This is a genomic window from Kitasatospora sp. NPDC101157 (assembly GCF_044768255.1).
Lineage (GTDB): Bacteria > Actinomycetota > Actinomycetes > Streptomycetales > Streptomycetaceae > Kitasatospora.
In genome coordinates, this window is record NZ_JBIWPL010000002.1 from 196,522 (window position 1) to 208,204 (window position 11,683).

General features: G+C 73.5%; 10 protein-coding genes and 2 pseudogenes. 6 read left to right on the plus strand and 6 right to left on the minus strand.

Annotated elements, in window-relative coordinates:
- Positions 1–35: 35 nt before the first annotated feature.
- Positions 36–1,310: a citrate synthase gene (locus ACIRVF_RS04350; protein WP_402813484.1), complete on the minus strand. Its 1,275-nt coding sequence runs from the start codon at positions 1,308–1,310 to the stop codon at positions 36–38.
- Positions 1,311–1,462: 152 nt separating this feature from the next.
- Between ACIRVF_RS04350 and ACIRVF_RS04355 the strand changes: the two genes are divergently transcribed.
- Entirely contained in the window at positions 1,463–2,623 is a 1,161-nt protein-coding gene (locus ACIRVF_RS04355) for a citrate synthase/methylcitrate synthase (RefSeq protein WP_402813487.1), read from the plus strand.
- A gap of 368 nt (positions 2,624–2,991) precedes the next feature.
- Complete coding sequence (locus tag ACIRVF_RS04360) at positions 2,992–4,422, plus strand: hypothetical protein (protein ID WP_402813490.1); 1,431 nt, start codon at positions 2,992–2,994, stop codon at positions 4,420–4,422.
- A 179-nt stretch (positions 4,423–4,601) separates the two neighbouring features.
- On the opposite strand, the gene ACIRVF_RS04365 is transcribed toward ACIRVF_RS04360, so the two are convergent.
- A complete protein-coding gene (locus ACIRVF_RS04365; protein ID WP_402813493.1) occupies positions 4,602–5,618 on the minus strand; it encodes a hypothetical protein in 1,017 nt (338 codons plus the stop codon).
- Positions 5,619–6,057: 439 nt separating this feature from the next.
- On the opposite strand from ACIRVF_RS04365, the pseudogene ACIRVF_RS04370 reads away from it, so the two are divergent.
- Together ACIRVF_RS04370 and ACIRVF_RS04375 are read left to right on the plus strand one after the other, a co-directional pair.
- Positions 6,058–6,486 (plus strand): annotated as a pseudogene (locus tag ACIRVF_RS04370) (carbohydrate binding domain-containing protein); the annotation flags it as partial.
- Positions 6,487–6,666: 180 nt separating this feature from the next.
- A pseudogene (locus ACIRVF_RS04375) lies at positions 6,667–7,632 on the plus strand (chitinase); the annotation flags it as partial.
- A 90-nt stretch (positions 7,633–7,722) separates the two neighbouring features.
- Here ACIRVF_RS04375 and ACIRVF_RS04380 read toward each other — a convergent pair.
- From ACIRVF_RS04380 to ACIRVF_RS04395, 4 genes are all read right to left on the minus strand, one after another.
- Entirely contained in the window at positions 7,723–7,902 is a 180-nt protein-coding gene (locus tag ACIRVF_RS04380; RefSeq protein ID WP_402813496.1) for a hypothetical protein, read from the minus strand.
- Entirely contained in the window at positions 7,899–8,078 is a 180-nt protein-coding gene (locus tag ACIRVF_RS04385) for a hypothetical protein (protein ID WP_402813499.1), read from the minus strand. Before ACIRVF_RS04385 ends, ACIRVF_RS04380 begins: the two co-directional genes overlap by 4 nt.
- Before the next feature lie 97 nt (positions 8,079–8,175).
- On the minus strand, positions 8,176–8,994 hold the full coding sequence (locus ACIRVF_RS04390) for an SAM-dependent methyltransferase (RefSeq protein ID WP_402813502.1): 819 nt from the start codon (positions 8,992–8,994) through the stop codon (positions 8,176–8,178).
- A 314-nt stretch (positions 8,995–9,308) separates the two neighbouring features.
- Positions 9,309–9,581, minus strand: a complete 273-nt coding sequence (locus ACIRVF_RS04395) for an HPr family phosphocarrier protein (RefSeq protein ID WP_402813505.1) — start codon at positions 9,579–9,581, stop codon at positions 9,309–9,311.
- A gap of 347 nt (positions 9,582–9,928) precedes the next feature.
- On the opposite strand from ACIRVF_RS04395, the gene ACIRVF_RS04400 reads away from it, so the two are divergent.
- Together ACIRVF_RS04400 and pfkB are read left to right on the plus strand one after the other, a co-directional pair.
- Positions 9,929–10,690, plus strand: coding sequence for a DeoR/GlpR family DNA-binding transcription regulator (locus ACIRVF_RS04400; protein ID WP_402813508.1), 762 nt, complete (start codon positions 9,929–9,931; stop codon positions 10,688–10,690).
- Positions 10,687–11,646, plus strand: coding sequence for a 1-phosphofructokinase (gene pfkB, locus ACIRVF_RS04405; protein ID WP_402813511.1), 960 nt, complete (start codon positions 10,687–10,689; stop codon positions 11,644–11,646). Before ACIRVF_RS04400 ends, pfkB begins: the two co-directional genes overlap by 4 nt.
- Positions 11,647–11,683: the final 37 nt, after the last annotated feature.

The following is an 11,683-nucleotide window of genomic DNA, read 5'->3' on the forward strand; positions in this document are numbered from 1 at the left end:
AGGCGCCGGGGGCCGGAGCGCGAGATGACGCGGAGTCAGCCCTGCTGCGGCCGAGGCCCGCTGTAGAGGCCGCGGGTGCGCATCCGTAGTGGCTCCTCGCGGTACTCCTCCACCGCGTGGGCCAGCCAGCCCGGGGTGCGGGCGACGGCGAAGACCACCTCGCCGGCCTCGGGCGGGAGGCCGGCGGTGAGGGCCATCGCGGCGAGGGCCAGGTCGATGTTGGCCCGCAGGGCCGGCCGACCGGCGGGCCCCGCCGCCGCTTCGACCTCGGCGACCGCCGCCACCACGGCCGCGCCGCCGTCGAGCCGGGCGACCGCTTCGAGCAGGGCGACCGCCCGGGGGTCGCCGTCCGGGTAGAGGCGGTGGCCGAGGCCGGGGATCGGCCGGCCGGTGCGCAGGTAGTCGGAGACCACGGGTACGGCGCCGTCGGCCAGTACCTCGGCGAGCATCCGGTGGGCCAGCGGGCTGGCCGCGCCGTGCAGCGGGCCGTCGGTGGCGCCGAGGCCGGCCGAGACCACCGCGTACGGATGGGCCCGCGCCGAGGCCGCGACCCGGGCCGCCACGGTGGAGACCGCCAGCTCGTGGTCGATGAGCAGCACCAGGGCGCGGTCCAGGCAGGCCAGCGCCTCGGGCGTGGGCGCGGTGGTGGCGAGACGGCTCCACAGCCGGGCCGCGAGTGTGGCGTCGGGCCCGGGGTCGGGCGCGGTGCGGGGCAGGGCTTCGACCATGGCGGCGATCAGTGCGGAGCCGGCCGCCAGTACGGTCTGTTCGCGCAGGTCGAAGCGGAGCGGGTCGAGCGCGGCGGCGACGGTGGCCGAGATCCGCAGCCGGTCGGGCAGCCGGATCCCCTCGGGGAGCGCGGCGGCGGCCCGGGTGAGGGCCTCGGCGGTGGCGGGCGGCACCCGCAGGGAGACCGGTGCGTCGGTGCCCAGGCCCCAGAGCCAGGCGACGGCGGCCTCGAAGCCGTGCTCGGCGGCGAGCCGGACGGCGTCCTGCCCCCGGTAGTAGAGCCGGCCGTCCTCGATCAGGGTCAGCCCGCTGCGCACCGTGACCGGTCCGCCGGGCCAGGCTCCGGCGCCGGAGCGTTCGACGGCCGAGGCGTCGCCGACCGAGGCCTCGCCCGCCGGGCGCACCGGTGCGCGGCGGCCGCGGGCGGCCAGTTCGGCCACCTCGCGGGCGTCGAAGGTGCTGCCCCTGCCGCCCGGGGCCCGCTCGCTGCTGAGCTGGCCGCGGCTGGCGTAGGCGTACACCGTCTCCACCTTGACCCCGAGCTGCTCGGCGACCTGCTGGGTGGTCAGGCGTTCGGTCATGGTCTGCCCTCGTCCTCGTCCCGCGTCCTGATGGTGATCGATCCCGATCCACAGTATTCCACATTGATTGCAATCAACGTTGACAATGTGGATCAATGGTCGGAGAGTACAGAACGTCAACGGGAACGAACACCCCCAGGAGGACTCCCGTCATGTCGAACACCCCGAGCAGCACCGAGATCGAGGTCCCGCGCGGACTCAAGGGCGTCGTGGTCACCGAGACCGAACTCAGCGACGTCCGCGGACTGGAGGGCTTCTACCACTACCGCCAGTACTCGGCGATCGACCTCGCCGAGCAGCGCACTCTGGAGGACGTCTGGCACCTGATGCTGCTCGGCGAACTCCCCGACCCGGCCGGGCGCGCCGCCTTCCTGGCCCGCACCGCACCACTGCGCCGACTGCCCGACGCGCTGCGCCCGGTGCTGCCCGCCCTCGCGGCGAGCACCGCGCACGGCGGCCCGCTCACCGCCCTGGGCGCCGCGCTCTCGATCGCCGCCGCCGACCGCGGCTTCCGGCCGCTCTACGACACCGCCCCCGAACGGCGCGTCGAGGACGCCCTGTTCGCCGCCGCGCTGGTGCCCACCGTGCTCACCGCGCTCCACCGGCTGCAGAAGGGCGAGCAGCCGGTCGAGCCGCGCGAGGACCTCGGCCACGCCGCCAACTACCTCTACATGCTGACCGGGCGGGAGCCCGGGCCGGCCGAGGCCCGGGCGATCGAGCAGTACCTGATATCCACCGTGGACCACGGCTTCAACGCCTCCACCTTCACCGCCCGGGTGATCGCCTCCACCGGGGCCGACCTGGCGGCCTGCCTGGTCGGCGGGCTGGGCGCGCTCTCCGGACCGCTGCACGGCGGCGCGCCCAGCCGGGCGCTGGACACCCTGGACGCGATCGGCACCCCGGAGCGGATCGACGGCTGGATCCGGGAGCGGGTGCTGGCCGGCGACCGGATCATGGGCTTCGGCCACGCCGTCTACCGCACCGAGGACCCGCGCTCCCGGATGCTGCGCGGCGTCGCGCAGTCCTTCGGCGGTGAGCTGGTCGACCTCGCCGTCCAGGTCGAGGCCCAGGTCGAGGCGATCCTGGCGGAGCTGAAGCCGGGGCGCGAACTCCACACCAACGTGGAGTTCTACGCCGGGGTGGTGATGCACCTGTGCGGCCTGCCCCGGGAGATGTTCACCCCCACCTTCGCCGCGGGCCGGGTGATCGGCTGGAGCGCCAACATCCTGGAACAGGCCGCCGATTCGAAGATCATCCGTCCGTCGGCCCGCTACACCGGCCCGGCCGCCCCGGCGCCGCTGCCGACGGCCTGAGCGGCCTGCCCGCGCGGCCGGATGCTCTGCCCGCCGGGGCCGGCCGGACCGATCGCCGGGCAGAAGCACCGCCCCCCACTCGTCCTCGGCCTCGGTTGGGCGAACCCGCCATCGCCGAGGACATCGCCGCCGGCGCCGAGCTGCGGCACGTCCGCACGGGTTGAAACCCCGTTCGGGCGGGGTGTGCGGATGTTCGGTGCCGCGCCCGGCCCTTGGTTCGCGCCCGACCGATCACCACCGGGTGCGACCCGGGCATTTCACCACCTTTCGTGCTGCGGGCGTCACCCGTACGCCCTCGTGCGTATAAAAACGATCAGTCACTCTGAGGCTCGGCAGTCGCACGTACCACCGACCGAAGGGGAACGACCGTGACCACGCCCGTCCCGTCCCGCATCGCCCTCGTCAACGGCAGCTTCGAGCAGCCCACCGTCACCACCGGGGTCGGGTTCTTCCCCGACGCCTCCCAGACCCAGGCCCCCAACCACGTCCCGGGGTGGCTGACCACCGCCACCGACCACGTCATCGAGATCTGGCACGACGGCTTCAACGGCGTCCCGGCCGCCCACGGCGCCCAGTTCGCCGAGCTGAACGCCAACCAGGTCTCCACCCTCTACCAGGACCTGCCCACCACCCCGGGCGCCGTCCTCTACTGGCGCCTCTACCACCGCGGACGGCTCGGCCAGGACACCATGGCGCTGGACATCGGGGCCCCCGGCTCGGTCGTCCAGCAGCGGCAGTTCACCGACGGCAACAGCGCCTGGGGCTTCTACACCGGCACCTACACCGTCCCGGCCGGGCAGACCACCACCCGCTTCGCGTTCCGTTCCGTCTCTGCCGCCGGCGGCAACCAGTCGGTCGGCAACTTCCTCGACGGGATCTTCTTCGGCACCGCCCCCTCCGTCACCCTCACCAAGTACGCCATCCCGGTCGGGCCGGTGCAGGTGGGCGACGTCATCACCTACCGCGTCGTCGCCGAGAACCAGGGCGGCGGCAACGCCGAGAACCTGGTCCTGACCGATGCCATCCCGGCCGGCACCACCTACGTGCCCGGGTCGCTGAACATCGTCAACGGGCCCAACGCCGGCCCGAAGACCGACCGGGCCGGTGACGACCAGGCGTTCTTCGACGCCGCGAACAACCGGGTGGTGTTCAACCTGGGCAACGGCGCCACGGCCGGCCAGGGCGGCAGCCTGCCCAACGCCGACACCCTGCCGGACGGGACGACGGTGGAGTTCCGGGTCACCGTCGACGAGGCCAGCGCCTCCGGCACCGTCGCCAACACCGCCACCGCCGGCTACGAGAACCGCCTCGGCCCCACCCCGCAGCCCCTCACGGCGACCTCCAACGTGACCGACACCCAGGTGCTCCCGGCCGCCGACCTGGCCGTGACCAAGTCCGCCGATGCCACCACCGTCACCGTGGGACAGACCGTCACCTACCGCGTCGCCGTGCACAACAACGGCCCGGACCAGGCCACCGGCGTCACCGTCGACGACCCGCTGCCCGAGGGCCTCGCCTTCCTCTCCGCCACGGCCACGGCCGGGGACCACGACTCCGCCACCGGGGCGTGGAGCGTCGGGACGCTGGCCGCGGGCGCCACGGCCACGCTGACCCTCCGGGCCAAGGCCGCCGGCACCGGGCGGATCGTCAACACCGCCACTGCCCACGGCAACGAGACCGACCTCCACCCCGACAACAACACCGACTCCGTCACCGTCTGCGTCCAGCCGGCGCCCACCTGCCCGCCGTGCCCGCCGCCGTGCCCGCCCGCCACGTGCACGGCGCCGCCCACCGACTAGACCGGCCTCTGGCCCGGGGCCGCCGTCGAAGTCCCGGCCTACGTCGATCACCCGGCCCGGTCGGCCGGTCGGGCCGGGTCGAGGTCGACGGCGTAGAAGTCGCCGTCGCACCCGGTGGCGAACGGGAGCCGGCCCGGATGCCCCGAGCTGCGGCGCCCGACCGGATCCGCCGGACAGGCCTAGACCAAGTCGCTGACGACCGGGTGGTCGGGGGAGCGGGGGCAGGTGAAGATCCGCAGGGTCTCCAGGCCCCCGAGGACGTCGGTCGGTTCCTGGTGCCGGCGGCGGTCGCCGGGGCGCCCGTCCAGCGAGCCGACGGGGGCCCAGCTCTCCGTGCCGCCGTCCCATTCGGTACTGGCGACCGCCGCGAGGAAGTGCATCGCGCTGTCGCAGCTGCCGCAGCGGACCGGGCCGAAGTAGCCCTGGTAGTTCCAGGGTTCGTGGCCGCCGAGCTTCCAGCCGGGGGCCGTGGAGAGGTCCCAGGAGTAGCGGGGGTCGTAGTCCTCGGGGTCGTCGGGCAGGGGGAAGGCCGCCTGCTCCCATTCGTCGACCCGGGTCTCGAACTCGCCGCCCAGGGCGCCCGGGTGCGGGTACTCGGTCACCGGCTCCGGGCGCAGCAGGCACGGGGTGGGCAGGTAGCCGGGTTCGCCGATGGCGAGGGGTTCCGGCGGGGTGGCGAAGCGGTCTCCGAGGTCACTGCCGCGGCGGTGGCGGACCTGGACCCACGGTCCGGCGATTCCGTTGTACGGCGCCGCCGGAGCGTCGTAGGAGTGCTGGAACGGACACCACAGAACCTGCAGCACGTCCGTGCCCGCCGGGAACCCGTCGTACCAGGGCACGTCACGCGCGTACACCTGCAGTACCGGCAGCAGCGGCCACGACGTGTCCTCGGGTATCGCGTCCCAGCTGATCTCGCCGTGGTACGCGAACCGCGTCGACCGCTCGCCCCGGACGTTGGCGGGGCGGTGCGGCCGGGTGCGCCTCAGGTGGGTGCCGCCCGGGCAGGCCGGCCACGGCTCGTCCTCGGGCCAGGCGAGCGGTCCGCCCACCGAGCTGTCGCGCGGGCCCGGTTCGGCCGGTGCCGGGTGGAGACGAACCGCAGTCCTGGCGTGGGGCGCGAGTTCCGGGAAGATCGCGGTGACGTCCAGTGGGCGCGGCGGGGTGACGGCGGTGTTCGCGGGGTCTTCCTTGATCACCCGCAGCATCCTACGGGGGGCGAACTCGCCGGAGCAGCGGCCCCGGCGGGCGGTGGGGACGACGAGCGCCGCCGAGGGGGAGGGCGGTGTCCCAGTGGCGGAGGCCGTAGCGGGAGCGCCGGTTGAGCAGTTCGGCCGCCGTCAGGACGGCGTGGCCCGCGAGGGCCGGCCGGCTCGCGAAATTGGTCCAGACCTAAATGGTCCAGACCTATTGACCGCCTCCGGCCGGCCTCCTACGATCCGGTCCGGCACAGCCCCACATGTCCCCACCTCACCCACAGCCGGGCGGCACGCCCCCACGTGCCGGTCACCCCCTGGGCGCCCGGCGGGAAGGGAGCTCAGCATGTTCCGTCGGAGGTCGCGCGCCACGCGCGCGTCGTCGGGTGGTTTCCACCGCAGCCCGTGTCCCGGCCGCCCCGAACAGGGTCCGGGCGTCCTGATGCGCTCCCTCGCCGGGGTGAGTGCCGCCGCCGTCATCGGTGCCGGAATCGCCGCGGTCGGCCCGGTCACCGCCGGGGCCGCCACCACCAACCTGCTGTCCAACCCCGGCTTCGAGAGCGGACTCTCCGGCTGGACGTGTTCCGGCGGTTCCGGGGCGGCCGTCGGCAGCCCGGTCCACTCCGGCGCCTCCGCGCTCCAGGCCACGCCGAGCGGCCAGGACGACGCCCAGTGCAGCCAGACCGTCAGCGTGCAGCCCAACTCCCCGTACACGCTGAGCGCCTACGTCCAGGGCAGCTACGTCTACCTGGGTGCGACCGGCACCGGTGGCGGCAGTGATCCCTCCACCTGGACGGCGGGGAACGCCTCGTACGGCCAGCTCAGCGTCGGCTTCACCACCGGTCCGACCACCACCTCGGTGACGGTCTACCTGCACGGCTGGTACGGGCAGCCCGCGTACTACGCGGACGACGTGTCGCTCACCGGCCCCGGCGGCAGCAGCCCGTCGCCCACCGCCACCCCCACCAGCGCGCCGCCGACCACCCCGCCCCCCACCACCCCGCCGCCCACGACACCCCCGCCGACCAGCACCCCGCCGACCACCACCCCGGCGCCGGGGGACACCTGCCCCACCAAGCCCAAGCCCTCGGGCAAGGTCCTCCAGGGCTACTGGGAGAACTGGGACGGCGCCTCCAACGGCGTCCACCCCGGCATGGGCTGGGTCCCCATCACGGACAGCCGGATCGCCGCCCACGGCTACAACGTCATCAACGCGGCCTTTCCGGTGATCCTCTCGGACGGCACCGTCCAGTGGCAGGACGGCATGGACACCAACGTCAAGGTGTCGACACCCGCCGAGATGTGCCAGGCCAAGGCCGCCGGCGCGACGATCCTGATGTCCATCGGCGGCGCCGCCGCGGGCATCGACCTGAGCTCCAGCGCCGTCGCCGACAGGTTCGTGGCCACGGTCGTCCCGATCCTCAAGAAGTACAACTTCGACGGGATCGACATCGACATCGAGACCGGCCTGTCCGGCAGCGGCAGCATCAACACGCTGTCCGCCTCCCAGGCCAACCTGATCCGCATCATCGACGGCGTGCTGGCCCAGATGCCCGCCGGCTTCGGCCTGACCATGGCCCCCGAGACCGCCTACGTCACCGGCGGCAGCGTCACCTACGGCTCGATCTGGGGCGCCTACCTGCCGATCATCAAGAAGTACGTCGACAACGGGCGGCTGTGGTGGCTCAACATGCAGTACTACAACGGCAGCATGTACGGCTGCTCCGGGGACTCCTACCAGGCCGGCACCGTCCAGGGCTTCACCGCGCAGACCAGCTGCCTCGACAAGGGTCTGACCGTCCAGGGCACCACGATCACGGTGCCCTACGACAAGCAGGTGCCCGGCCTGCCGGCCCAACCCGGTGCGGGTGGCGGCTACATGGACCCGGGATCGGTCGGCCAGTCGTGGAGCGCCTTCGGTGGAGCGCTGAAGGGGCTGATGACCTGGTCGCTCAACTGGGACGGCTCGAAGGGCTGGAGCTTCGGCGACAACGTCAAGTCGCTGCAAGGTCGTTGAACCCCCGCTGACGACCCGCCGGCGACCCGCCGGCGACCCGCGCCCCCGGCCCGTCCGGGGCGCGGGTCGTCGAGGACGGCCGCGATCAGGTCACGACGGTGAATCGGTCAGGCCGGTGGGAACCTGCCAGTCGCGGCGGCGGCCCTGGTTGGTCAGCAGCAACCCCTCCTTGAAGACCAGGAGCCCCAGCTGGCTCGCCACCTTCGCGGTGATCGGCACGATGTCCCCCGCCTTGCCGTACCCGAAGCTGGGAAGCGCTCCGGCGCTCACCCCGAGCCGGCTGACCGGGTCGGCCCGGGGCTCCGGCCGAAGCCCAGCAGCGCCTTCCGCACCTGCTCCTGCTGTCCCAGCGCGTACGTCTCGGCGATCGCGGCGTCCCCGAGCGGGTCGCCGGTGGCGCGCATCCGGTCGAGCAGTTCATCCGTCCAGCCGTTGGCGGTCGTCATGGGGGCCTCCGTCGCGTTTTCGGTGACACGTACAGGTATCACCGCCCTCCGGCCCGGGCGGGCAGCCTCACACGAACGAGGGCGGGTCGCGCGACGCTCAGGGCATGCGGGCCAGGGCGCAGGAGATCAGCCGCTCCCACACCGTCAGGTCGTCTTCGGCGGAGGGTGCCGCGGTGCCGTCCGCCTCGGGGTCCGGGCGCCACAACGAGCAGGGGAGCAGGCCCGGTTCGAGCAGTTCCAGGCCGTCGAACAGGGCGAGGATCTCCTCGTCGGTGCGCCAGCGGCCTCGCCCGAAGCTGTCCTGGAGCTTCCGCTCGGCGATCCGGGTCTCCTCGTTCCCGCCGGAGCGGAAGTGCGAGATGTAGACCAGGCTGCCCGGGGGCACCCGGTCCACCCACCAGCGCACCAGCTCGGCGGGCCGCTCGGAGTCGTCGAGGTGGTGCAGCACGCCGCTGAAGACCACGGCCACCGGCTCGTTGAAGTCGATCAGGCGCCGCACGTCCGGGTGGTCGCGGATCGACTCCGGTTCGCGCAGGTCCGCCTGGACCAGCGTGCTGCGTCCCGCGGCGGCCAGCAGGGCGCGGCCGTGGACGAGCACGGTCGGATCGTGGTCGACGTAGGCGACGCGCGCCTGCGGAACGTGCCGCAGGGCGACCTGGTGCACGTTGTCGGCGGTCGGCAGGCCGCTGCCCATGTCGACGAACTGCTGGACGCCCTCACGGGCCATCGCGCCCACCGCCCGCACCAGGGCCCGGCGGTTGGCATGGGCGATCTCCGCCGAGCCGGGCAGGTCCCGGAGGAAGAAGTCGCCGACCTCGCGGTCGACGGCGTAGTTCTCCTTGCCGCCGAGCAGGTAGTCGTAGACCCGGGCGATGCTCGGCTTCGACCGGTCGATCAGGGCGCTGTGATCGGTCACGGGAGTCAACTCCGTTCCTGGAGTCCGATGTCGCCCTGATCGTAGGAGAACCGGGCGCGGAAGCCGCGCACCTCACCGGCGCGTTGGACGGTGTGGGCGGCATCCGCCCGGTCGGGCCGGTCGTGCTGCGGCGCAACCGTTTCCCGGTCCGGAGGGGCGGTACGGGAGAGGGCCGAACGGCGCGCCGCCGCAACGGGGTTCGGTGCGGCGGCGCGTTGCTCGTGCCCGGGTCGGCGGCCGTCCTCGTCAGGGCCCGGGAGCGCCCGGCAGCCGGTGCCCCGACGCCGATCCCTATCCCTTTGGGACCAGGTCGGTCAGGCCGCGGCGTCGAGGTCGGAGGAGAGCAGGTCGGCGAGCGCCGCAAGTGCCTCTTCGGCCCCGTCGCCGGAGGCGTTGAGCTCCAGGGTGTCGCCGCACCGGGCGGCCAGGGCGAGGACGGACAGCAGGCTGCGGGCGTCGACCGGGGGCTGGCCCGGGCGGCCGACGGTGACCTTGGCCTGCTGACGGGCGGCGGCCTGCACGAACAGGGATGCCGGGCGGGCGTGCAGGCCGCTGCTGGAGCCGATGGTGATCTGGATCGAGGGCATGGGAGTCCTTGGGGAGACGGAGGAGACGGTCGCCGGCCCGGGTGGGAACCGGGTCGGTGGGAGGGCGGGTCCGGCGGTCCGCGCGGAGGGTGGAGCGCGGCCCGCCGGGGCAGAGTGCCCGGTCCTCGCGGTACGGGGGCGGTCGCGGAGACCGGGCAACCTGTGGTTTCACGCCCGTTACGGCGTTGTTTCGGTTGGTTCTACGCCCGACTGCGCAGAGATGTCAACACATTCGGGCGCAATCCAAGAATCGGGCGAGAACGGAACGACCTCTTGCTTTTTGGCCCGGAGCGCGTATGGTCGGGCTTCACCAGGCGTAAACGGACATGAAACGGACCTGAACCCACATGTATGCACCGGAGCGGCAGCAACAGATCCTCCGCCTCGCCCAGGAGCGGGGCAGGGTGGACGTGCCGACCCTGGCCGAGGACTTCGGTGTCACGCAGGAGACCATCCGGCGTGACCTGAGCGCCTTGGACCGGGCCGGCCTGCTGCACCGGGTGCACGGCGGGGCGCTTCCCGTCGGCGCGCTGCACCTGGAACCCGGCCTGGCCGAACGGGACTCCACCGCAGCGGCCGAGAAGGAGCGCATCGCCAGGGCCGCCCTGGCCCTGCTGCCCGGCGAGGGCAGCGTGATCCTCGACGCCGGGACGACCGTCTCCCGGCTGGCCGCCCTGCTGCCCGTCGACTGCGCCCTCACCGTCGTCACCAACGCCCTTCCGGTCGCGGCCCGGCTGGCCGACCACCCCGCGCTCGCCCTGCACCTCGTCGGCGGGCGGCTGCGCCACCGCACCCAGGCGGCCGTCGACTCCTGGGCACTGCGCGACCTGGCCGACATCCACGCGGACGTCGCGGTGGTCGCGACCAACGGCTTCTCCCCGGAGGGCGGCCTGTCGACGCCGGACCTCGCCGAGGCCGCCGTCAAGCGGGCGATGCTCGCCGGGGCCCGCCGAGTGGTCCTGGTGGCGGATTCCTCCAAGTACGGCGCCCGCCACTTCGCCCGGTTCGGCTCGCTGGACCAGGTCGACGTGCTGGTCACGGACACTGGACTGAACGACGAGCAGACCGCCGAGATCGAGAACCACGGACCGGAGGTCATCCGCGCATGATCGTCACCATCACCCCGAACCCCAGTCTCGATCGCACCTACGAGCTGCCGACGCTCACCCCGGGCGAGGTCAACCGAGCCGCGCACGACCGGCTCGACCCCGGCGGCAAGGGCGTCAACGTCTCCCGGGCGCTGACCGCCGCGGGCCACCGCACCACGGCCGTCCTGCCGCTGGGCGGCCTCTCCGGCGGTCTGCTCTCCGATCTGCTGCAACGCCAGGGCATTGACGTGGCGGCCGTCACCATCGCGGGCGACACCAGGATCAACGTCTCGATCGCCGAGGACGGCGGCGGCCTCACGAAGATCAACGCCGTGGGCCCCGAGCTCAGCGCCGCCGAGTCGGCAGCGCTGCTGGCGCTCGTCCGCGACACCCAGCGGACCGGCCGGGGCACCGGGAACGGCGTCGACTGGCTGGCCTGCTGCGGCAGCCTGCCGCGCGGGCTGGCGCCCGAGTGGTACGCCGAGCTGGTGGCCCAGGTGCACTCGGGTGGCGCCCGGATCGCCCTGGACACCTCAGGCCCCGCGCTGCTCGCCGCGCTCTCGGCCCGTCCCGACGTGGTCAAGCCCAACCGGGAGGAACTCGCCGAGGCGGTGGGCCACCAGGTCACCACCGTCGGCGACGCCGTGGACGCGGCCGGGGAACTGCGCAAGCGCGGTGCCCAGCAGGTCCTGGCCAGCCTCGGCGCGGACGGGATGCTGCTGGTCGCCGAGGAGGGCAGCTGGTACGGCAGCGCACCGGTCGCCGCCGTGCGCAGCGACGTGGGAGCGGGCGACGCCTCGCTCGCGGGCTTCCTCGGAGCCGGTGGCACCGGCCCCGAGGCGCTGGCGGCGGCACTGGCGCACGGCGCCGCCGCCGTGCAACTGCCGGGGAGCGTCATGCCGACCCCGGCCGATCTGGACCCGGCCGCCGTGGTCGTGACGGCGGACATCCCGCTCGAACGACCGCTGCGCGGTTGAGAACGGCCTCCTGCCGGAGGCAGCACGCCCGACCGTG